Annotated in this window: 21 protein-coding genes; 15 read left to right on the forward strand and 6 right to left on the reverse strand. The window is 70.2% G+C overall.

Annotated features, from left to right (window positions below):
- Window positions 1-5: 5 nt before the first annotated feature.
- Together G3T37_RS09365 and G3T37_RS09370 are read right to left on the reverse strand one after the other, a co-directional pair.
- On the reverse strand, window positions 6-605 hold the full coding sequence (locus tag G3T37_RS09365; protein WP_163473352.1) for a hypothetical protein: 600 nt from the start codon (window positions 603-605) through the stop codon (window positions 6-8).
- Window positions 606-620: 15 nt separating this feature from the next.
- Window positions 621-1208 (reverse strand): YdeI/OmpD-associated family protein, encoded by a 588-nt coding sequence (locus G3T37_RS09370; protein WP_163473353.1) that lies wholly within the window; start codon window positions 1206-1208, stop codon window positions 621-623.
- Window positions 1209-1253: 45 nt separating this feature from the next.
- On the opposite strand from G3T37_RS09370, the gene G3T37_RS09375 reads away from it, so the two are divergent.
- Window positions 1254-2177, forward strand: a complete 924-nt coding sequence (locus tag G3T37_RS09375; protein WP_163473355.1) for a metallophosphoesterase — start codon at window positions 1254-1256, stop codon at window positions 2175-2177.
- A 4-nt stretch (window positions 2178-2181) separates the two neighbouring features.
- Here the strand turns inward: G3T37_RS09375 and G3T37_RS09380 are convergent, their stop codons facing one another.
- A complete protein-coding gene (locus G3T37_RS09380; protein ID WP_163473356.1) occupies window positions 2182-2871 on the reverse strand; it encodes a GntR family transcriptional regulator in 690 nt (229 codons plus the stop codon).
- Between the two features lie 145 nt (window positions 2872-3016).
- Between G3T37_RS09380 and G3T37_RS09385 the strand changes: the two genes are divergently transcribed.
- Both G3T37_RS09385 and G3T37_RS09390 read left to right on the forward strand, forming a co-directional pair.
- Window positions 3017-4285, forward strand: a complete 1269-nt coding sequence (locus tag G3T37_RS09385; protein ID WP_338401230.1) for an MFS transporter — start codon at window positions 3017-3019, stop codon at window positions 4283-4285.
- Window positions 4263-5183: a tyrosine recombinase XerC gene (locus tag G3T37_RS09390; RefSeq protein ID WP_338401231.1), complete on the forward strand. Its 921-nt coding sequence runs from the start codon at window positions 4263-4265 to the stop codon at window positions 5181-5183. Before G3T37_RS09385 ends, G3T37_RS09390 begins: the two co-directional genes overlap by 23 nt.
- Here the strand turns inward: G3T37_RS09390 and G3T37_RS14645 are convergent.
- Window positions 5146-5817: a M23 family metallopeptidase gene (locus tag G3T37_RS14645; protein ID WP_206673809.1), complete on the reverse strand. Its 672-nt coding sequence runs from the start codon at window positions 5815-5817 to the stop codon at window positions 5146-5148. The two genes, G3T37_RS09390 and G3T37_RS14645, sit on opposite strands and share 38 nt — an antisense overlap.
- Window positions 5818-6136: 319 nt before the next feature.
- On the opposite strand from G3T37_RS14645, the gene rpsB reads away from it, so the two are divergent.
- From rpsB to G3T37_RS09445, 10 genes are all read left to right on the forward strand, one after another.
- The gene (gene rpsB / locus G3T37_RS09400; protein ID WP_163473360.1) at window positions 6137-7186 is read left to right on the forward strand and encodes a 30S ribosomal protein S2; all 1050 of its coding nucleotides are present in this window, start codon (window positions 6137-6139) and stop codon (window positions 7184-7186) included.
- 11 nt (window positions 7187-7197) lie between these two features.
- Window positions 7198-8025: a translation elongation factor Ts gene (gene tsf / locus G3T37_RS09405; RefSeq protein WP_163473362.1), complete on the forward strand. Its 828-nt coding sequence runs from the start codon at window positions 7198-7200 to the stop codon at window positions 8023-8025.
- A 96-nt stretch (window positions 8026-8121) separates the two neighbouring features.
- Window positions 8122-8835: a UMP kinase gene (gene pyrH, locus G3T37_RS09410; protein WP_163473363.1), complete on the forward strand. Its 714-nt coding sequence runs from the start codon at window positions 8122-8124 to the stop codon at window positions 8833-8835.
- 145 nt (window positions 8836-8980) lie between these two features.
- A complete protein-coding gene (gene frr / locus G3T37_RS09415; protein ID WP_163473365.1) occupies window positions 8981-9535 on the forward strand; it encodes a ribosome recycling factor in 555 nt (184 codons plus the stop codon).
- On the forward strand, window positions 9535-10482 hold the full coding sequence (locus tag G3T37_RS09420; RefSeq protein ID WP_163473366.1) for a phosphatidate cytidylyltransferase: 948 nt from the start codon (window positions 9535-9537) through the stop codon (window positions 10480-10482). Before frr ends, G3T37_RS09420 begins: the two co-directional genes overlap by 1 nt.
- A gap of 14 nt (window positions 10483-10496) precedes the next feature.
- Entirely contained in the window at window positions 10497-11048 is a 552-nt protein-coding gene (locus G3T37_RS09425) for a DivIVA domain-containing protein (RefSeq protein ID WP_163473368.1), read from the forward strand.
- A gap of 148 nt (window positions 11049-11196) precedes the next feature.
- Window positions 11197-11763 (forward strand): aggregation-promoting factor C-terminal-like domain-containing protein, encoded by a 567-nt coding sequence (locus G3T37_RS09430; protein ID WP_241732289.1) that lies wholly within the window; start codon window positions 11197-11199, stop codon window positions 11761-11763.
- 89 nt (window positions 11764-11852) lie between these two features.
- Entirely contained in the window at window positions 11853-13604 is a 1752-nt protein-coding gene (locus G3T37_RS09435; protein WP_163473370.1) for a cation:proton antiporter, read from the forward strand.
- Between the two features lie 61 nt (window positions 13605-13665).
- Complete coding sequence (locus G3T37_RS09440; protein WP_163473371.1) at window positions 13666-13971, forward strand: hypothetical protein; 306 nt, start codon at window positions 13666-13668, stop codon at window positions 13969-13971.
- Complete coding sequence (locus tag G3T37_RS09445; protein WP_174247759.1) at window positions 13968-14696, forward strand: alpha/beta hydrolase; 729 nt, start codon at window positions 13968-13970, stop codon at window positions 14694-14696. Before G3T37_RS09440 ends, G3T37_RS09445 begins: the two co-directional genes overlap by 4 nt.
- 34 nt (window positions 14697-14730) lie before the next feature.
- On the opposite strand, the gene G3T37_RS09450 is transcribed toward G3T37_RS09445, so the two are convergent.
- Together G3T37_RS09450 and G3T37_RS09455 are read right to left on the reverse strand one after the other, a co-directional pair.
- Window positions 14731-15792 (reverse strand): AI-2E family transporter, encoded by a 1062-nt coding sequence (locus tag G3T37_RS09450; protein ID WP_163473373.1) that lies wholly within the window; start codon window positions 15790-15792, stop codon window positions 14731-14733.
- A gap of 32 nt (window positions 15793-15824) precedes the next feature.
- Window positions 15825-18470, reverse strand: a complete 2646-nt coding sequence (locus tag G3T37_RS09455) for a DivIVA domain-containing protein (RefSeq protein ID WP_163473375.1) — start codon at window positions 18468-18470, stop codon at window positions 15825-15827.
- Window positions 18471-18736: 266 nt separating this feature from the next.
- Here G3T37_RS09455 and G3T37_RS09460 point away from each other — a divergent pair, with 266 nt between their 5' ends.
- A complete protein-coding gene (locus G3T37_RS09460; RefSeq protein ID WP_163473377.1) occupies window positions 18737-20476 on the forward strand; it encodes a DUF8094 domain-containing protein in 1740 nt (579 codons plus the stop codon).
- Window positions 20473-21378: a tetratricopeptide repeat protein gene (locus tag G3T37_RS09465; protein WP_163473379.1), complete on the forward strand. Its 906-nt coding sequence runs from the start codon at window positions 20473-20475 to the stop codon at window positions 21376-21378. The genes G3T37_RS09460 and G3T37_RS09465 overlap by 4 nt, the downstream gene beginning before the upstream one ends.
- Window positions 21379-21410: the final 32 nt, after the last annotated feature.

Genomic DNA, 21410 nt, shown 5'->3' on the forward strand with positions numbered 1-21410 from the left:
GCCGGTCAGGGGGTGTATCGCGTCGCCGACCACTCGTCCGACACGGCGCTCACCTTCGTGTCGCGCAGGCCCGCCGCGCGCAAAGTCTCGCGAACGCCCGTCCCGCCCGGCATCGGCGACGCGCCCTTGCCGTGCACGACCCAGACGGCCGCGCCCGGCGCCGACCCGGCCAGCCACGCGGGCAGTGCCGCCAGCTGTTCCGCAGAGCGAACCGTTGCGATCACGAGCTCCGCCGGCCCGAGGGAGGCCGCTGTGGCCGTGCCGGCGTCCACCTCGTCGAGGGCCTCTCGCACCGGCGCGGGAGGCTCGCCCTCGAGCAGCACGACGATGCCGTGCCGGAGCCCCAGTTTGTGGGCGAGGCTCGGAGCGGGAGTGAGCAGCGCCTTCGCCCAGGGGCCCGCGGCGGGCCCCAGTTCTACGGCGAAGCGATCGGCTCCCGCGACGAACGACAGAACTCCGTCCGCGGCGGAGACCGCGGTGAGCGTGGCGCGGTCGAGGTCGCGGCGAAGCCCGCCTCTCAGCTCCAGCACCGTCGCCTCCAGGTGCAACTCGATCGGCAGCCTTCCCGAATCCAGGAGGAGGGTGCCGCGTGCCTGACGTCCCATCGAGTTCCTTTTCGATCAGTGCAGAGTCTCGCCACGGGCGAGCATATCGACGAACAGAGAAATGCGGCGCGCCCGGGTCTCCGGGCGCTTCGCCTGGGTCACGCGCCAGTAGATCGCGTAGCGGTTCGCGGCCGAGATCGTCTCGTAGAAGGCCGCCGCCTCGGGAACCGCGCGGAGTTCGGCAAGGAAGTCGTCGGGCGCCGTCGCCGTGGCGGCACCCTCGTACGCTGAATCCCAGCGGCCGTCCGCGCGTGCGGCAGCGACCTCGCGCAGGCCCGCCGGCGACATCGCGCCCGCCTCCTCGAGCGCGCGAACTCGGTCCGCATTGCGACGCGACCACACGCTGCGCGGCGCTCGCCGGGTGAAGCCCTGCAGGAAGAAGTGCTCGTCGAGCGGGCGACGCTGCCCATCGATCCAGCCCCAGGCGAGGGCGGCATCCACGGCGTCCGGGTAGCTGATCGTTGCGACGGGAGCGGCCTTCTTCGCGATCCGCATCCAGATCCCGGGGTGAGTGTCGTGGTTGCTCCGCAGCCACGCGACGAACGCGGCCGAGTCGGCGAACTGCTCGACCGAGCGCTCCGCACCGGTTCCTGCCGCCACCATGCCTCCCGACCCCCATTGTTCACCCGACAGTCCTAGTCTGAACCCGTGATTCCCCTCGGACAGCACCCCGCGCCCCTGCACACCGTCATCCACCTGAGCGACCCGCACTTCCTCGCCGGCGGCGAGCTGCTCTACGGCCAGGTGGAGACCGAGAAGAACCTGCGCACCGCGCTCGCCCAGCTCGAGAGCTCGGGGCTCCAGCCCGAGGCCCTCGTTTTCACCGGCGACCTCGCCGACCTCGGGCAGCCGGATGCGTACGCGCGACTGCGCGCCATCGTCGAACCCGTCGCCGCGAGGCTCGGAGCGGAGATCGTCTGGGTGATGGGCAATCACGACGAACGGCCGCACTACTCGGCCGGCCTCTTCGACGTCAGCCCCAGCGAGCATCCGCAGGACCGCGTCGTCACCCTCGGGGGACTGCGCATCGTCTCCCTCGATACGACGGTGCCCGGCTACCACCACGGCGCCCTCGACCCCGAGCAGCTCGACTGGCTGCGGGGCGTGCTCGTCACCCCCGCCCCGCACGGCACCCTCATCGCCGTGCACCATCCGCCGATCGCCACTCCACTGCTGTGGGCCATGGAGATGCTCGAACTCCACGGGCAGAGCGCGCTCGCCGAGGTCGTCGCGGGCACCGATGTGCGGGGCATCCTCGGGGGCCACCTGCACTACTCGACCCACGGCACCTTCGCGGGCATCCCGGTCTCGGTGGCCGCCGCAACCTGCTACACGATGGACCTCAGCGACGGCGAGAAACTGCTCTCCGGGGTGGATGCGAACCAGGCCTTCACCGTCGTCAGCGTGTACGACGACACGATCGTGCACACCGTGGTTCCGCTCGGTCACGGACCGGAGGTCACGGGGTTCGCCGCCGAGTACCGGCAGCGCATCGAGGCCATGACCTTCGACGAGCGCCTCGAGATGTTCTCCCGCAAGAAGTCCGCGTTCAACACGGGAGGGGCCGCGTAGGCGATCAGCGAGACGCCAGACCCGCGCCGTCGATCGGGATCCCGCGCGCGGCGAACTCGCGACGCCGCGAGCCCAGAGCGAGCGCTAGCCGGTCGTGCGTGCCGCGAAGGTGCTCGAGCAGAGCGCGCTCCGCGGCATCGGCGTCGCCGGCGAGCAACGCGGCGGCGATCGCGGAATGCTCTCGCCGAACCCGCTCGCGCGACTCCGTCGACTGCACCTCCAGCCACCGGGTGCGGAAGAGGCGAGTCAGAATCCCCTGCAGGGCGGCGAACAACTCGGCGTTCTCGGCGAGGTGCGCGAGCTCCAGGTGAAAGCTCGTGCCGGTGTGCAGACTGTGTTCCGGCGTTCCCGTCTCATCGGCGGAGTCAGCGAGGTCGGCCAGAGCGAGCAGGTCCTCGCGACGGGCACGGGGGAGCGCCAGACGCACCGCGCCCGTCTCCACCAGCTCCCGGAATTCAGCGATCTGGGCGATCTCATCGAGATCGATCGGCGCAACCAGCCACCCGCGGCCGTCCCGGCGCACCAGACCCTCCGACTCCAGCCGCATGAGCGCGGCGCGGATCGGGGTGCGGGAGGCGCCCAACTCGGGCTCCAGCCCGCGCTCGCTCAGGCGCTGGCCGGGAGCCAGGTCGAGGCCGAGGATCGAGGCGCGTAGGCGCCCGTGAAGAGATGCCTCCGGGTCCAGGTCGGTCATAGCGAGATCCCTCCGTCGTCCACTCTCGCGACCGCCCCTCGCGGTCTGGTATACCAGTATGGTATTCCAATGGCGGGCGAACGCCGAGCGCCACGCGAGCGTCCGGCGCACTCCGAGTGAGGCGCACGATCAGGAGGAGAGCCCAGTGACCGAAACCGCGACGAGCGCCCCGCGCGTGGGCATCCGGCCCTGGGTCATGCTCGGCCTCGGCACGCTCGCGCAGACGGCGGCCACGATCGTGCTCAGCACTCCCGCGTTCCTGATCCCGCTGCTGCACACGCGGCAGGGAGTGCCCCTGTCGACCGCCGGTCTCCTCGCCTCATCGACGACGATCGGGATGGTGCTGACGCTCGTCGCCTGGGGTGCCCTCGCCGATCGGGCCGGCGAACGCTGGGTGATCTCCGGCGGGATCGCCGCGGTGGCGGTCAGTACGGGTGCGGCGGCCCTCACGGCGGAGAATTTCGCCGCCCTCACCGTCTTCTTCGTCCTCGCTGGAATGGCGAGCGCGAGCGCGAATGCTGCGAGCGGGCGCCTCGTCGTCGGCTGGTTCCCGCCGAGACGGCGCGGGCTCGCGATGGGAATCCGCCAGATGTGCCAGCCGCTCGGTGTCGCGGTGGCGGCCCTCGTCGTGCCCCCGCTCGCCGAGTCCGGGGGCGTGGCCGCGGCGATCCTGTTCTCCACCGCCGTCACCGGCGTCCTCGCCGTCGTCTGCGCGCTCGTCCTGCGCGACGCCGCGCGATCCCCGCACGCGACCGCCGCGCCTGTCGCGGCGGGCAACCCCTATCGTGCGGGCGGCACGCTCCTGCGCATCCATCTCGTCTCGATCCTGCTCGTCGTACCGCAGTTCACGATCTCGATCTTCGGGCTGGTCTGGATGATCACCGAGTTCCGGCTTCCCGCGCTCGCCGCGGGCGCGATCGTCGGCCTCTCGCAGTTCGTCGGCGCGGTCGGCCGCATCGGAGTGGGCGTGTGGAGCGATCGGGTGGGAAGTCGGATGCGTCCGCTCCGGCTGGTCGCGTTCGCCGCGGTCGCCTCGATGGTTCTGCTGGCGGTGCTCGACCTCGTGCATTCGCCGGTGGCGATCGTGCTGCTCATCGTCGCCACCACGATCTCGGTCGCCGACAACGGCCTCGCGTTCGCGGCCGTCGCCGAGATCGCGGGTCCCCGCTGGTCGGGACGCGCGCTCGGCGCCCAGAACACCGGACAGTACCTCTCCGCGTCCATCGTCGGACCGGTCATGGGTCTCGTGATCGGGGTCGGCGGATTCCCCGCGGCGTTCCTCGCAGCGGCGGCATGCGCTCTCGTTGCCACTCCGCTCGTTCCCGCGGCGGGGGATGGGGCTCCCGGCACGCCTGCGCGGCCGCGACTTCTCGATAAGTCACCATGGAGACGTGCTTCTCGAGCGGGCGGTTGACGAGTTCGCGGCGTACCTCGCCGCGGAACGCGGCTTCAGCGCGCACACCGTTCGCGCCTACCGCGCCGATCTCGCCGATCTGATCCGATTCGCCGTCACGCGCGAGGTGGCCGAGACGGGCGGGCTCGATCTGGAACTGCTGCGCGACTGGCTCTGGGACGGCTCGAGCCGCGGACTCGCGAAGTCCACGCTCGCTCGTCGCTCCGCGGCCGTGCGCAGCCTCACCGGCTGGCTGGCGCGCACGGGGAGCGAGCCCCGAGACGCCGCGACTCGACTCCGCGCCCCCAAGTCCGACCAGCACCTGCCGCGGGTACTGACACGCGAACAGATCGACGGTCTCCTCGCCGGCCTGGCCCGCCGGGCCACGGCCACCGCCGACGATCCAGGCCCGCAGCACGCGCTCGCGGTGCGTGATGTCGCGATCGTCGAGCTGCTCTACGCCTCCGCCCTGCGCGTGAGCGAACTCGTGGGGCTCGGGGAGGGAGACATCGATCTTGATCGCCTCACCGTTCGCGTCGTCGGAAAGGGATCGAAGGAGCGCGTGGCCCCGTTCGGCGTGCCCGCCCAACGCGCCATCATCGCGTATCGCGACGTGCGGCCCCAGCTGGTGCAGGGCGCGCAGTCGGCGTTCTTCCTGGGTGCGCGCGGCGGACGACTCGGCTCGCGCGCCGTCTACGAGCTGATCGCCGCCCTGCTCGCCGAGGTGCCGGGGAGCGGTCCGGCGGGCCCGCACACTCTGCGCCACACCGCGGCAACGCACCTGCTCGACGGCGGGGCCGATCTGCGCTCCGTTCAGGAACTGCTCGGGCACGCGAGCCTCGGCACGACCCAGCTCTACACGCACGTCTCGGCCGAGCGGCTCAAAGAAAGCTATCGCCTGGCGCATCCGCGCGCCTGAGCGGCAGCCCCGCGCCGATCGGCAGCAGCACGGGTCGCACCAGACCGCCCAGAAAGAGCAGCGGCGAGAGGTATTGCCCGTTCCGCCGTGCGCCGAGGTGAAGGCAGAGCGCGGCGCAGTGGCCCGGGAGCAGTACCCCCACGACCTCACCGCGGCGCACGCGATCGCCCCGCCGCAGCGCGGTGCGCACGGGTTCCAGGCTCGCGAGCACCCCACCCGCCTGCTCGATCGAGAGCACCGGTCGACCCGCGACCATTCCCGCGAAGTGCACGACGCCGTCGGCGGGGGCGCGCACGGTCGTGCCTCCGGCCGCCAGATCGACTCCCCGGTGGCCCGCGGCATACGGCGACGGGGGTGCCAGAAAGGGCTTCAGGATGATCCGCCTCCCCTCCGTCGGCCACGCCCAGTGCTCCCCGCCCGCCTGCGCCCGTGTGCCCGGGAGGGCGGCGAGAACGAGGCCCACGGCGACCGCGAGGGCCGCGCGGCGGAACACTCTGCCGGTGATCACCGTGCCGGTGATCACTGTGCCGGTGATCACTGTGCCGGTGATCACTCCGCCGGCTCGGCGCGGGCGGCGCGGGCGGCGCGGGCGGCGCGGGCGGCGCGGCGGTGCGGTGGTGGCTGTTCGGGGCATGCGTCCATCGTCGGCGGGGGCGAGCCGTCTCGGCCGCGGCTCCGTGCCCGATGTGGACGAGTCGCCCGGGATGCGGGCTGTGGGGGAGCGGTGCTATTGTGGTCGGAGCATCCGGTGTACTCCGGGTGACTACGCGTGCCCGCTGCGCTTCACAGCGAGACATCACTTCCACTCAGTCCAACTGCTCTCGCGAGCGGGTGGCGGACGTGTGCCGGGCACCAGGTTCCGTGCCAACCGGTACGGGAAAAACTGAGTAGGCGCATGAGCGTGCCACGAGGGCGAGAGCCCGGGCATCCGGCGCCAGTAAAGGAGAACGGCCATGGCCGTCGTCACCATTCGCCAGCTGCTCGACAGCGGCGTTCACTTCGGACACCAGACCCGCCGCTGGAACCCCAAGATGAAGCGATTCATCCTGACGGAGCGCTCGGGCAGCCACATCATCGACCTGCAGCAGTCGCTCGCGCACATCGACAAGACCTACGACTACGTCAAGGAGACGGTCGCCCACGGCGGCACGATCCTCTTCGTCGGCACCAAGAAGCAGGCGCAGGGTTCGATCGCCGAGCAGGCGACCCGCGTCGGGCAGCCCTACGTCAACCAGCGCTGGCTCGGTGGACTCCTCACCAACTTCCAGACGGTCTCCAAGCGCCTCGCGCGCATGAAGGAGCTCGAGGAGGTCGACTTCGACGACACGACGCGCGGCTACACGAAGAAGGAACTCCTCATTCAGAAGCGCGAGCTGACGAAGCTGCAGAAGAGCCTCGGCGGTATCCGCAACCTGACGAAGACCCCGTCCGCGATCTGGATCGTCGACACCAAGAAGGAGCACCTCGCGATCGACGAGGCGCACAAGCTGGGCATCCCGGTCATCGCCATCCTCGACACCAACTGCGACCCCGACGAGGTGCAGTACCCGATTCCGGGGAACGACGACGCGATCCGCTCCGTCGGCCTGCTCACCCGTATCATCGCCGACGCCGCCGCTGAGGGCCTCATCCAGCGTCACCAGAAGCCCGAGGAGGGCGCGGAGGTCGAGCCTCTCGCCGCGTGGGAGGCCGAGCTGCTCGCCGCTTCGGAGACCCCGTCCACCGAGGCCGAGAAGATCGAGGCGGCTGACGAGGCCGTGAACCCGGTCGACAGCGCCGAGGTCATCGCCGAGAAGGTCGCCGCCGTGGTCGCCGAGGAGCCCGTCGCCGAGAACGACGCGGATGCCGTGGTCGCCGAGCACGAGGCCGCCGCCGACGCGACCATCGTTCCGGAGCACCACGTCGAGTCCGACGAGGAGACCGAGGCGAAGATCGAGGCCGCAGCCACCGAAGACGAGAAGAAGCCGGCAGCGGCCAAGAAGCCCGCTGCTGCGAAGAAGTAGAGGAAGACCCCATGGCAGATTTCAGCCTTGACGACCTGAAGGCGCTGCGCGAGCAGCTCGGCACCGGCATGGTCGAGACCAAGAACGCGCTCGTCGAGGCGGGTGGCGACAAGGAGAAGGCGATCGAGTTGCTGCGCCTCCGCGGTGCGAAGAGCAACGCGAAGCGCTCGGACCGCTCGACGAGCGAGGGCCTGATCGCGGCGAAGGAGAACGGCACGTCCGTCACCCTCATCGAGCTCGCCTGCGAGACCGACTTCGTCGCGAAGAACGACAAGTTCATCTCGCTGGCCGGCCGCGTGCTCGAGGCCGTCGCGGCCGCGGGCGCGACCTCGCCGGAGGAGGGCCTCGCAGCCCCCGCCGACGGCAAGACGGTCGCCGACGTGATCGGCGAGGAGGCCGCCATCCTCGGCGAGAAGGTCGAGCTGCGTCGTGTGGCGCTCGTGACCGGCGACAAGTTCGCCGTGTACCTGCACCGCACCAGCCAGGACCTGCCGCCCCAGGTCGGAGTCGTCGTCGCCTACACGGGTGACGACGCCGACACGGCGCGCAGCATCGCTCAGCACATCTCCTTCGCGAACCCCGCCTACGTCACGCGCGAGGAGGTGCCCGCGAGCGAGGTCGACAACGAGCTTCGCATCGTCGAGGAGATCAGCCGCGGCGAGGGCAAGCCCGAGGCCGCCCTGCCGAAGATCATCGAGGGCCGTCTCGGCGCCTTCTACAAGCAGGTTGCGCTCCTCGAGCAGGACTACGCCCGTGACAACAAGCTGACGGTCGCCAAGGTGGCCGCGGATGCCGGGATCCAGGTCACCGGATTCGCGCGCTTCAAGGTCGGCGCGTAAGCATCACCGTGAGAGGGAGGCCCGGAACACAGGTTCCGGGCCTCCTTTTTCGTCCCTGAACCACATAATCTGTAGCAAGCCAGCGGAGGAGACCACATGACGAACCAGGCCAAACGACGAGTACTCCTGAAACTGTCGGGCGAGGCGTTCGGTGGGGGATCCCTCGGGGTGAATCCGGATGTCGTGGCGGGCCTCGCTCGCGAGATCGCGGCCGCGGCGGTCGACGTCGAGATCGCCGTCGTGGTCGGTGGCGGAAACTTCTTCCGCGGGGCCGAACTCAGTCAGCGCGGCATGGATCGTGGGCGCGCCGACTACATGGGAATGCTCGGAACGGTCATGAACGCCCTCGCGCTCCAGGACTTCCTCGAGCAGGCCGGTGCGGCGACCCGGGTGCAGTCCGCGATCTCGATGACGCAGGTCGCCGAGCCCTACATTCCGCGACGCGCCGAGCGGCACCTCGAGAAGGGTCGCGTGGTGATCTTCGGCGCGGGTGCGGGGCTTCCCTACTTCTCGACCGACACGGTCGCCGCCCAGCGGGCGCTCGAGATCGGCGCCGACGTCGTGCTCGTGGCCAAGAACGGTGTCGACGGCGTCTACTCCGCCGATCCGCGCACCGACGACACCGCGACCAAGATCGAGGAGATCACGTACCAGGAGGCGCTCGTGCAGGGTCTCAAGGTGGTCGACTCGACGGCGTTCAGCCTCTGCATGGACAACCGCATGCCGATGGTGGTCTTCGGCATGAGCCCCGAGGGCAATGTCGCGGCGGCGATCCGCGGCGAGCGGATCGGTACACTCGTCCGCGCCTGACGGGCTCGACGAGCGCTCGACCCGTGCGCGACCGACACCCGGCCGACCACTCACCGGTCCCCGACCCACTCCTGACCCGCGGCCCGGCGGGGGACGGTCGCTCAGCCTCCAGCAACTAAACTCGATTCGACACGAAGGAGTCACCGTGATTAGCGACGTACAGTCCGAGGCCAAGTCCAAGATGGACAAGGCGGTCGAAGTGGCGAAGGACGACTTCGCGACCGTTCGCACCGGGCGCGCCAACCCGGCACTGTTCCAGAAGATCCTCGTCGACTACTACGGAACGCCCACGCCGCTCGCGCAGCTCGCCTCCATGCAGAACCCCGAGGCGCGCACGCTCATCGTCACCCCCTACGACAAGGCCGCCCTCAAGGAGATCGAGAAGGCCATCGTCAACTGGCCGAACCTCGGTGCGAACGTCGGCAACGACGGCACCATCGTGCGCGTGACCCTCCCGGAGCTCACCGAGGAGCGCCGGCGCGAGTTCGTGAAGATCGTCCGCAGCAAGGGCGAGGAGGCGAAGGTCGCGATCCGCAACATCCGCCGCAAGGCGAAGGACGAGCTGGATGCTCTCAAGAGCGAGGTCGGCGAAGACGAGCTCGCTCGTGCCGACAAGGAGCTCGAGGCCGTCACGAAGGTTCACGTCGACGCGATCGACGAGGCCCTGCGGCGTAAAGAGATCGAACTCCTCGAGGTCTGATGTCGGATGCCCCGGAAGGCCTCCCGCCTCATAAGAGCAAGCGAGCGCATTCCCGCGCCGAATTCGAGGCGACGGTAGCCGACATCGAGGCGCAGGTGCGGGCGACGAACGCGCGCATCGAGGCGCGAACGGGGCGCAATCTCGTCGCGGCCATCGCGATCGGCCTCGTCTTCGGGGCGCTGTTCCTCGTGAGTCTCATCGTCATCAAAGAGATCTTCATGGCGTTCGCGGCCGTGCTCCTGGGCGCGCTCGCTCTCGAGCTGTCGACCGCGCTGCGCGTGGCGGGACGGATGATCCCTCGGGTGGCCTCCGCGGTGGCCGCCGTCGCGATCGTTCCCGCCGCCTTCTATTTTCACACCAAGGGCCAGTGGATCGCGGCCCTGCTGGGGATGCTCTTCGTCACGCTCTGGCGGCTGGTCGAGCTCGCCCGCCCCACGCACCGGGTGGCCCCGCGCGAACTGCTGCGCGACATCCTGGGCGGCGTGTTCGTGCAGGGCTACGTCGTCTTCCTCGGGAGCTTCGCGGTGGTGCTCACGGGCCAGCCCGGCGGCCAGTGGTGGACGCTGGCGCTCCTCATCGTCGTCATCGGCACCGACACGGGCGCCTACGCGAGCGGCCTCCTCTTCGGCAAGCACAAGATGGCGCCGCGCATCAGCCCCAAGAAGACCTGGGAGGGCTTCGCCGGGTCGATCCTGGTCGCCTCGCTCGCGGGGGTTCTCGTGGGCATCCTCATGGTGCAGCAGCCGTGGTGGATCGGTCTGGCCTTCGGCCTCACGATCGCCTTCACCGCGACCCTGGGCGACCTCACCGAGTCCCTCATCAAGCGCGATCTCGGCATCAAAGACATCAGCACGTGGTTGCCCGGCCACGGCGGCTTCCTCGATCGACTGGACTCGACGCTGCCCTCGGCGGCGGTCGCGTTCGCGTTCTACCTCCTGACCCGATAAGGCAAGATAGTCCGGTGAGCACAACCTTCCCCCGCAGCAGAAAGTCCAAGCCCGGTTACAACGTCGACCAGGTCGAGGACTTCCTGGAGGAGGCGCGTCGGGCCTATGCCGCCGACCGGGATGCCCCCACGGTCGTCACTGCGGAGAGCATCCGTCGCACCGCCTTCGACATCGCCAAGGGCGGCTACTCGATCAGCCACGTGGATGCCGCGCTCGAGCGCCTCGAAGACGCCTTCGCCGTGCGCGAGCGGGAGCGGGTCGTCGCCCAGATCGGCGACGAGGCATGGTTCGGCAGGGCCCGGGCGACCGCGCAGGAGGTGCTCGACCGGCTCGATCGACCGGCGCAGCACCGCTTCGCCCGCACCTCTCCGCTCACGCTCGGCTACCACCCGAAAGACGTGGACGCCTTCGGCGATCGGCTCACCCGCTACTTCCAGGACGGCCAGCCGATGAGCGTCGACGAGGTGCGCACGGTCGCTTTCCGCACCCGCCGCGGCGGCTACAACGAGGCGCAGGTCGACCTGCTTCTGGACGCCGTGGTCGACGTGATGCTGGCGGTGCGCTGACCGCCGATGCGGCGTTCTCAGCCTTCTCGGCTAAGCTGGCTCAACTATGGGCAGGCATACGCATAGTGCACCGTCCGGCAGTGGTCTCGTGACGCTCGCCAGACGAGGCACCTCGGCACCGGCGACCAGACGGCCACTGCGGTCTCGATTGACCCTCCCCATCCTCTCTTTCGCCGCTGCGTTCGGCTTCGTTCTCGTCATGGTCGTCGATCCCTATTCCGGTGCCTACGCGGATGCGGTGGTCGCGCCGAACCACTGGAGTCAGCACTCCGGGCAGACCGTCATCGTCGACGCGAGCGCCGCCACGAAGGTCACCCGCGACAGCTATTCGGTGCGAGTACCGACCCCCGCGTCGACGCCGGTCGACTCGGCGGGCGCGCTCTCGCTGTTCGCGCCCATTGCCGGCACGCCCGACCCCGGCTCGGCGAAGGCGATCGCGAAAGACATCGTGCAGGCCAAGGGCTGGGGCGACAACCAGTACAACTGCCTCGTCGCCCTCTGGAACCGCGAGTCCGGGTGGAACGTCTACGCGTCCAATCCGTCCGGCGCGTATGGAATTCCGCAGGCGCTCCCCGGCAGCAAGATGGCCTCGGCGGGCCCGAACTGGCAGTCCAACCCCCGCACGCAGATCCTCTGGGGGCTGAGCTACATCCAGGGCCGCTACGGCAATCCCTGCGGCGCGTGGGCCCACTCGCAGTCCTCCGGTTGGTACTAGGCCGGCGACGGCGCCCCGGCGATTCCCCTTTGCCAGCTGAGGTCGCGGGCTCCCAGGGGGCCGATTCGGGCCCCCGGTAAACTCGGGGCATGGAATTCGCGCTGTTCGGGGTCATCGCCGTCGTGACGATCGTCGCCGCCACCGCCTTCTCCTCCAAACTCGGCGTCGCGGCACCGCTTCTGCTCGTGCTCGTCGGCATCGGGTACAGCTTCATCCCCGGCGTTCCGGTCATCCCCGTTCAGCCGCAGTGGATCCTCATGGGCGTGCTGCCGCCCCTCCTGTACGCGGCGGCGATCTCGGTGCCCGTGGTCGACTTCCGCCGCAACTTCAACACGATCTCCGCGCTGTCGGTGCTTCTGGTGATCGTGAGCGCGCTCGTCACCGGCTTCGTGATCTTCATGATCCTTCCCGACCTCGATCTCGCCTCCGCGATCGCGGTCGGCGCGGTCATCTCGCCGACCGACGTGGTTGCGGCGACCGCGATCGGCAAGCGCATCGGGCTGCCGCCACGGCTCATGGCGATCCTGGAGGGCGAGGGCCTCGTCAACGATGCGACGGCTCTCGTGCTCTTGCGGACCGCGATCGCCGCGGGTGCGCTGAGTCTCACGAACGGCTCCTTCCAGCTCTGGCCCGCGATCGGCAGCTTCTTCTACTCGGCGCTCGTCGCGGCCGTCATCGGGCTCGCGATCGGGTGGATCACCGTGCGGATCCGGGCGATGCTCAAGGATCCGATGCTCGACACCGCGATCTCCTTCGCCGTCGCCTTCATCGCGTACATCCCGGCCGAGGAGGTGCACGCCTCCGGCGTGATCGCGGTCGTGGTCGCCGGCCTCTACAGCGGCCACAACAGCGCGAAGCGGTTCAGCCCCCAGGTGCGCATCAGCGAGCGGCTCAACTGGCGCACCGTCCAGTTCATCCTCGAGAACGGCGTGTTCCTGCTCATGGGAGCCCAGCTGAGCGGCATCGTCGCGGAGGTGGGGGAGTCGAAGGAGCCGATCAACGCGATCGAGTCGGTGCTGATCGGGATGCTGGCGGCGGTGATCCTCATCGTCCTGCGGTTCGCGTTCGTGGGCCCCTTGCTCGTCGTGATCCGTCGGCGCGGCGACCGCGACGAGCAGCAGCACCAGCGCTTCGCGGAGCGGCTCGACGCGTTCATCCACCTCGGTACCGGTGACCAGCGGCAGCGACGACGGCAGGAGCGGGTGCAGCGCCTCTTCGATCGTCGCAGCAACGACATCAGCCAATTGCGCGCAGAGGGGCTCGGCTGGCGCGGCGGCGTCGTGCTGTCGTGGGCGGGCATGCGCGGCGTCGTGACGCTCGCCGCGGCGCAGACGCTGCCCAACGACGGCACCATCCCCTACCGCCCGCAGCTGATCCTGATCGCGTTCACGGTCGCGATCGTGACGCTGCTGTTGCAGGGCGGCACACTGCCGTGGGTCATCCGCGTGACCCGGATCAAGGGCGCTGACGAGCAGGAGGACCGGGAGAACCTGGCGACCCTGCTGGAATCGATCGCCGAAGCGGGGCTGGCGGCGCTCGACAATCCCGAGCTCACCACGACCGAGGGCGAGGCGTTCGATCGCAACGCCGTCGACCGCGTGCGGCACGACACCCTGCTCAGCGCCGAGGCGACCTGGGAGCGGGCCCGAACGGGCGAGGAGATGACCCGATCGCCGCACCAGCAGTATCGCGCCCTCCGCCGCGAGGTCATCCGCGCCGAGCGCGATGCGCTGCTCGAGGCGCGGTCGCGCGGCGACTACCCCTCCCGGGTGCTCGGGCGTGCGCAGAGCTTCCTCGATCTCGAGGAGACCCGATTGCAGCAGATCGAGGACGAGGGCTGATCGCCGGGGCCGCGCAGCGGCGTGCGGACGACCCCCGCGTCGCCCGAAGTAGCATGGAACCATGCCGAGATCGAATCGTCCCCGCGGGCGGCGGTCCGGCACCGGTGACGAGGGCGACGAGTTCGACCCCACCCGCGTCTTCGCCGGGCGCCTGACGACGGAACGCAAGCGCGACGGCCTGTGGAACGTTCAGCCGCTCACGGCGACCAACGCCGCGAAGCACTATCTCTGCCCGAGCTGCGGCCGGGACATCGCCCCGGGAACGGCCCACGTCGTCGCCTGGCGCGCCGATGGCCTCATGGGCGAGGCCGATGACCTGGCCGCCCGCCGGCACTGGCACACGCACTGCTGGAGGATCACCCCGTGACCGCTGACCCCACCGAGATCCGCAGCGGCACCGAGCTGCCCGCGCGCCGCGAAGACATCGAGCTCCACACGGATGACGGCGTCACCCTGGTCGGGGAACTCGCGCTGCCGATCTCCCGGCCCCCCGTGGCGACGATCGTCGCGCTGCACCCGCTGCCGACCCACGGCGGCTTCATGGACTCGCACGTGCTCCGCAAGGCGTCGTTGCGGCTGCCCGCACTCGCCGACCTCGCCGTGCTCCGCTTCAACTTCCGCGGCGTGACCTCGCCGCGCGGAACGTCGGGCGGGTCCTTCGGCGAGGGGGTGCTCGAGCAGCACGACCTGGCGGCCGCCATGCGGTTCGTGGCCGATCGCGGTCTCCCGCACCCATGGCTCGTGGGCTGGTCGTTCGGCACGGAGGTGGCGATCAAGTACGGGCTTCAGCATCCCATCGACGGCGCGATCCTGTTGTCGCCCCCGCTGCATCGCGCGACGAGCGAGGAGCTCGCCGCCTGGGCGGGCAGCGGCAAGCGCCTGGTGGCGGTCGTTCCGGAGCTCGACGACTTCCTGCGGCCCGCTGAGGCGCGCCGGGAGTTCTCGGTGGTGCCCGAGACGGAGTTCATCGCGGTGGAGGCCGGGCGCCACCTGTGGGTGGGGGAGACCCAGACCTCGCGGGTGCTCAACGAGATCGTGGCGCGACTGAATCCGGCCGCGGTGCCGCTGCCGACCACGTGGTCGGGCGCGTGACGGTGACGGGCTGAGAGCGAGCCGCTGAGCGGAGCTACAGCGCGTTCTGCCGCGGGATCGCGACCTGCTTGATCACGAGCAGGATCGACGCCGCGACGGGGATCGCGACGAGCGCGCCCAGCACACCGAGGAGCGTGCCGCCCGCGAGGGCGGCGATCACGACGACGACGCCGGGCACCGAGACGGCCTGCTTCATGATGCGGGGGCTGATCACGTAGGCCTCGACCTGCATGTAGACCGCGTAGTAGATGCCGACGAAGATCACGCTCGGCGTGCCGTTGAAGAGCCACACCGCGAGCGTGATGACGACCGAGCTGCTGATGGTGCCGACAAGCGGGATGAGCGAGCCGAGCAGGGCGATGAACGCGAGGAGCACGGAGTAATCGACGGGCGCGCCGAACAGCGGGAACACGAGCGTGAGGAAGATGAACGAGAGCAGACCGTTGACGAGCCCCAGCGCGCCCTGCCCCATGACGTACTTGCCGACCGCCTCGCTGATCTGCTCGGCGAGGTCGATGAATCCGGGGCGCTTCGACGCGGGCACCAGCTGATAGAGGCCCCGCTTGATGCTCGCGAGCGAGCTCACGAAGTACAGGGTGAGGATGAACACGACCACGGCGCCGGCCACACCGGTCGCGATGCTCACCCCGGCGCTCAGGATCCCGTTGCCGATGCTGGCGACGTCGAGTCCCTTGACGAAGCTGTTGAACTGGGTCTGCAGGGAGTCGACCGGCAGCCACGGGAAGTTGTGGTGCACGTCGTTCCAGAAGGTGTTGTGCGTGATGGCCGGCACGACCTTCTGCACCTGCGTGATGAGCTTGCCGACCTGGTCGACCACCACGGGGATGAGTGCGAACACGAGCCCGACCATCGCGCCGAGCACGGCGGCGAGAACCGCGACGATCGCGAGCGCCCGGGGCCAGCGGTGGCGAGCGAGGAAGGAGACCAGCGGGTCGAGCCCGAGAGCCAGGAACAGCGCCGCGCCGACGTAGGTGAGGACGGTGGCGAGGCTGCCCACCGCGGCGCCGATGCCGAGGGCGACGATCACACCGAGCCCTCCGAACAGGCCGAGGCGGAACGCGTTCTGGATCTTCAACGAGGGCCCTTCTCAGTGTGCGGAGGCCGACATCAGCTGTCGTGTGACACTTTCTCCGCTTGCGACAATACCCCGCGGAGGGACTCGAAGTAGCCCGCCACGGCCTCGCGCTCGAGACGGATCTTCGCGAGGCGCTCCTCGGCCTCCGAGACGAGATCGGCGGACTGCTTCTCCGCCTCGTCGACGATCGCCTTCGCTCGCTTCTCGGCGTTTCCCAGGACCTCGCGCGCCGTCTCGTCCGCCTCCGTGCGGATCTTCCGCGCGTCCGCCGAGGCGCTCGTCTCGAGACGGTCGGCTTCGGCACGCAGCTCGGATGCCCGTGCCTGGGCATCGGCGAGCTGAGCCTGCGCCTCGTCCAGATACTTCTGCATCTGCTGCGTCGCCGACTGGTGCGCCGCCAGGAACTCCTTCTCGGCCTCGTCGCGCCGGGCGCTCAGTTCGACCTCGAGATCGAGGCGTGCCTGCTCCGCGTCGCGGGCGAGGGTCGCGCGGGTCTCGTCGACGTCGTGGGCGAGAGCGGCGCGGGTGGTGGCGAGCTCGTGCTCGAGGGCGGCACGCTGGGCCGCGATGTCGCGGGCGAGGTCGCCCCGCTCCTGCTCGAGGTCGCGGGCGAGCTGGGCACGGGCATCCGCGATCTCGGCCTCGACCGTTTCGCGCGCGGCGGTCGCCTCCGCGGCGAGCGCGGTCTCGCTCGCGGCCTGGGCGGCGGCGACGGCGGCGAGCGCGGCGGCCTGCTCCTTCTGCACCTTGGCGTGCGCCTTCGCGGTCTCGGAGTCGAGCTTGGTGCGCGCCTTCTTGGTGTCGGCCTGCAGGGCGGTCGTGCGCGCGGCGATGTCGTTCTCGAGCGCGGCGGTGCGGGTGGCGATGTCGTCGTCGAGCGCGGCGGTGCGGGTCGCGATGTCGTTCTCCAGGGCGGCGGTGCGGGTCGCCACGAGGTCGTCGAGCTCGGTGGTGCGGCGCGCGATCTCGCCCTCGAGCTCCGCGGTACGCGACTCGACCAGCGCGTCGACGGCGGCGGTGCGGGTGGCGATGTCGGCCTCGAGCGCGGCCGTCCGGGTGGCGATGTCGGCCTCGAGCGCGGCCGTCCGCGTCTCGATGTCGGCTGCCGCCGCGGCCAGCCGCGCCGCGATGTCGGTATCGGCGGCGGCGGTGCGAGTGGCGATATCGGTGTCGGCCGCGGCGGTGCGGGTGGCGATATCCGTCTCCGCCGCCGCCAGCCGTGCGGCGATCTCCGCGTCCGCCTTGGTGGTACGGGTGGCGATGTCGGTGTCGGCCGCGGTCGTGCGCGAGAGGATCTCCGCCTCAAGCGCCGCCGTCCGGGTCGCGATCTCGGTCTCGAGTGCCGCCGTGCGCGACGCGATCTCGGTCTCCAACGCCTCGGTCCGCGCGGCGATCTGTGCGTTCAGCGCCTCGGTGCGGGTCGCCACCTCGGACTCGAGCGCGGTCGTCTTCGACTCGATCTCCTGCTCGAGGGCGAGACGGCGCGACGAGATCTCGTTCTCCAGCGCGATCGTCCGCGACTCGATCTCGGCCCCCAGCGTCGCGGTGCGGGTCGTGACCTCGTTCTCGATGAGCGCGGTGCGGGTGGCGACGAGGGCGTCGACCGCGGCGGTTCGGTCCGCGATGTCGCGCTCGAGCGCCGCCGTCCGCGACTCGACCTCCTGGTCGATGGCGGCGCGCTTCTCCGCCACCTCGGCGTCGATGGCGGCGCGGCGGGAGGTGATCTCGTCGTCGAGTTCGGCCTGCCGCGCAGCGATCTCGTTGTCGAGCTCCGCGCGCCGGGCGGCGAGCTCGTTGTCGAGTTCGGCGCGGGTCGCCGCGCGCAGATCGGCGACCTCGGCGCGCGCGTGCTCCGCCTCTCGGGCGAGTTCGGCCCGCACGCGCTCGGCGTCGAGGGTCAGCTCGGTGCGCTGCGTCTCCACCTCGCGCGCGACCTCCGTGCGCGCCTGCTCCAGCTCGCGCTCGAGATCGGCGCGCAGGCGCGCGTCGTCGGCCTCCCAGGCGATGCGGCCCTGCTCGGTGTCGCGGGCGAGTTGCGCGGCGGCGTCGCGGGCGGCGGTCGATTCGCGCACCGTGACAGCCTTCAGCTCCGCGATCTCGCGCTCGCCGTCGGCGCGCAGGGCAGCGGCCTCGCGCTTGGTGGTCGCGCGGGCCTCCGCGGCCTCGGTGGCGACGGCCCCGCGGATCGAGGCGGCCTCGCGCAGGGCATCCTGCACCACGGTCTCGGCCTCGGCGTTCGCGCGGTCGAGGATGCGCGTCGACTCGGCACTCGCCGAGGCGAGGGCGTTCTCGGCGCGCGCGGTGGCGTCGGCGAGCAGCTTCTCGGCCCGCTCCGAGGCCTCCCTCGCGAGCTTCTGGGTCTCGGCCTGCACCTGGCTGCGCAACTTCTCGGCGTCGATGTCGGCCTGGCTGATCAGCCGGGTGGACTGCTCTTCAGCGGTGCGCAGCGTGCTCTCGAGCTTCGTGCCCAGCCCCGCGTAGGTGGGACTGCCCGTCTCGTCGAGCTCGGCCTGCAGGTCTTCGGCGACCGCCGTGATGCGCTTGATCTCCTTGGCCGCCTCGGCGCGGTCGGCGTTCGCCTTGATGAGCTCGCGGCGCAGCTCCTGAAGCGCGCGGTCGACCTCGTCCTTCTTGTATCCACGAAGTTCGGTGCCGAATTCGGCGTCGTCTGAGGCCAACGGGAACTCCTTACAGGGGGAATGTCGAACTCTCCGAGTGTAGCGAGGGCCGTTTACAGCCCGTTACTCGTGGTTGCCAGTGGATTCACAGAGCAGTGGTTAGGCGGGAAAAGGGGCCATCGGCTATTCTTGAACGTCTTTGCTGTTGTCCCTCTCGCGTGAGACCTCGCGGGAATGCCTCTCGCCCGCCGTTCGCGGGTCACCGATCGCCGGTGGGGTTCCCGATACCCGCGTAGTGGGGAAGGACGACACGAAAGGAGTAATCCGTGCGATTCGTACTCGCCATCGTCTGCTTTGTTCTGGCCGCGGTCTCTATGGGACTGGGGATCGCCGAGCGCACCGTTTTGGCCGGACCCGACACCGCGACCGCCACCACCACCTCGCCCATCACGACGCCGGTGGTGGTGATCGAGGGCTCCGCGCTGACCGCGTTCCCGCACACCCAGACCGTCACCCTCACCGCGGGCAGCACGCTCTTCGCCGCCTACGGCCGAACGAAGGACGTGGTGGCCTGGGTGGGTGACGCGTCGTACACGAGCCTCAGCTACGACTCGACGACCGGCACGCTCGTCTCACACGTGCATCGGGGCACCGAGAGCTCCGTGCCCAGCCCAGCGGGCTCCGACCTGTGGCTCGGCCAGTTCACGGGCGACGCCGCCCGAACGATCAGGATGACCGCCGCCCCCGACGTCTCCATCCTCGCCGTCACCGACGGCACGGCCCCGGCTCCGTCGAAGGTCTCCATCAGCTGGCCTCTCGACAACTCGACGCCGTGGTCCGCCCCGCTCATCGGTGGTGGTGCGGTGCTGCTGCTCGTCGGCTTCATCCTCCTGCTGTGGGCATTCATCCACATGCGCCGCGCGCGGGGTCCACGTCGCTCGCAGCCGAAGATGCCCAAGCTTCCCCGCCGCCCGCGCTACCGCCCGACCCGGCCGCGCGCGGTGACCTCCTCCAAGGGCCGCCGCAGCATCAGCCGCATGGTCGCGGTGGTGCCGCTCGGGGTCGTGACCGCGCTCGTGCTGGTCGGCTGCACCCCCTCGGTGCCGGTCGCCGCGCCCTCGCCTACGCCCACCTCGACCGGACCCGCTGCCCCCGTCATGCCCGCGACCGCGGTCACCCCCGGACAGCTCACCCGGATCGTGCAGGAGGTCACGGCGACGGTCGCGAAGTCCGACACGACGCTCAACGCGGCGACCGCCGCGACGCGTCTCGCCGGACCGGCGCTCGACGAGCGGGCGACCAACTACGCGGCGCGCAAGAAGGACAAGAAGGTGACGCCGATCGCGGCCTTCGCCTCCGGCAAGATCGAGCTCGCCCTGCCGCAGCAGAGCGACACCTGGCCGCGCACCGTGCTCGCCGTCGTTGGCGACACCAACACTCAGCTCGCGCCGATGGCGTACACGCTCATTCAGGACTCGCCGCGGGCCAACTACAAGGTCAACTACGCGATCCGGCTCCTGCCCAAGGCGGTGCTGCCGGAGGTCGCGCCGGCGAACGTGGGCGCTCCGCGCATCTCCCCGGACATCAAGCTGCTCCTCATGCAGCCGCAGGCCCTCGCCCTCGCCTACGGCGACATCCTCCAGCGCGACACCGCGGCGACGAGCTACTCGCAGTTCGAGGTCGCGGGCGACACCTTCCGCACGCAGGTGGGTCTCGCCTTCAAGAACGCGGAGAAGAAGAAGCTGCCCAAGACGGCCAAGCTGACCTTCACCAACGCCAACGGCACGGGGCAGATCGTCGCCCTCGCGACCAACAACAACGGCGCCATCGTGTCGGTCGATCTCGCCGAGACCGAGACGGTGACTCCGGTGAAGAAGGGCGCGCAGGTCAGTGTGACGGGCGCGGTGAAGGCGATCCTCGGCAAGGCGACCTCGACGAAGGGCATCGTCGCCACCTACGGCGACCAGCTGCTCTTCTACGTGCCGAGCGCTCTCAAAGGCGGCAAGATTGTTCTGCTCGGCTTCAGCCAGGGCCTCATCAATGCAGCGGAGTACAAGAAGAAGTGAGTAACGCCCCTCTCACGCCCGCCAATCTGCGCGGCGCCGTCGACCTCTCGTCCCTCGTGAACCCGCGCCCCGCGCCGCAGACCGCGGCCGCGGGGGGAACCGCCTCCACCGTGGTTCTCGCGGCCACCGACGCGAGCTTCACGCAGGTGCTCGACCTGTCGAAGACGGTGCCGGTCATCGTCGAGTTCTACGGCTCGGGCATCCAGCCCTCGCTCGGCCCGCTGATCGAGCAGTACGGCGGGCGCCTCGTGCTCGCGACGGTGGATGGCGGGGTCAACCCGCAGCTCGTGCAGGCCTTCCAGGTGCAGCAGGTTCCGACCGTCGCCGCCGTCCTCGGCGGGCGCCCTGTGCAGCTCTACGTCGGGGAGTACCCCGAGGAGGAGGTGCGCGGCGTGCTCGACCAGGTGCTCGAGCTCGCGCAGCAGAACGGCGTGACCGGCACTGTGCCCGCGGGCGCGGCACCCAGCGCCGAGCCCGTCGAAGAGCCGCTGCCGCCCCACCATCAGGAGGCGTACGACGCGATCGCGGCCGGCGACTACGACACGGCGATCGCCGAGTACAAGACGGCGATCGCGCAGAATCCGCGCGACCACCTCGCCGTCGCGGGGCTCGCCCAGGTGTCGCTCCTGCAGCGACTGGACGGGCTGAGCGCTCCCGAGGTTCGCGCGGCCGCCGCCTCTGCACCGAGTGATGTCGACGCCCAACTCGCCGTCGCCGACCTCGACGTGAGCGGCGGGCACGTCGACGACGCGTTCGGCCGTCTTCTCGACCTGTTCCCCTCCGCCGACCCCGAGGGACGCACCGCGATCCGCACGCGCCTGCTCGAGTACTTCGAGATCGTCGGTGCCGAGGATCCGCGGGTCATCGCCGCGCGCCGCCGCCTCACGAATCTGCTCTACTGAGCCGATCCGCCAGGCCCGGCCACGCTGTGGTC

The organism is Galbitalea soli (genome assembly GCF_010686725.1).
In the GTDB taxonomy this organism is placed as follows: Bacteria; Actinomycetota; Actinomycetes; order Actinomycetales; family Microbacteriaceae; genus Galbitalea; species Galbitalea soli.

Bases quoted from the DNA above. Each gene is read 5' to 3' on its own strand.
- G3T37_RS09365 (WP_163473352.1), bottom strand. From the start codon at position 605: ATGGGACGTCAGGCACGCGGCACCCTCCTCCTGGATTCGGGAAGGCTG.
- G3T37_RS09370 (WP_163473353.1), bottom strand. From the start codon at position 1,208: ATGGTGGCGGCAGGAACCGGTGCGGAGCGCTCGGTCGAGCAGTTCGCC.
- G3T37_RS09380 (WP_163473356.1), bottom strand. From the start codon at position 2,871: ATGACCGACCTGGACCCGGAGGCATCTCTTCACGGGCGCCTACGCGCC.
- G3T37_RS14645 (WP_206673809.1), bottom strand. From the start codon at position 5,817: ATGCCCCGAACAGCCACCACCGCACCGCCGCGCCGCCCGCGCCGCCCG.
- rpsB (WP_163473360.1), top strand. From the start codon at position 6,137: ATGGCCGTCGTCACCATTCGCCAGCTGCTCGACAGCGGCGTTCACTTC.
- tsf (WP_163473362.1), top strand. From the start codon at position 7,198: ATGGCAGATTTCAGCCTTGACGACCTGAAGGCGCTGCGCGAGCAGCTC.
- pyrH (WP_163473363.1), top strand. From the start codon at position 8,122: ATGACGAACCAGGCCAAACGACGAGTACTCCTGAAACTGTCGGGCGAG.
- G3T37_RS09420 (WP_163473366.1), top strand. From the start codon at position 9,535: ATGTCGGATGCCCCGGAAGGCCTCCCGCCTCATAAGAGCAAGCGAGCG.
- G3T37_RS09435 (WP_163473370.1), top strand. From the start codon at position 11,853: ATGGAATTCGCGCTGTTCGGGGTCATCGCCGTCGTGACGATCGTCGCC.
- G3T37_RS09440 (WP_163473371.1), top strand. From the start codon at position 13,666: ATGCCGAGATCGAATCGTCCCCGCGGGCGGCGGTCCGGCACCGGTGAC.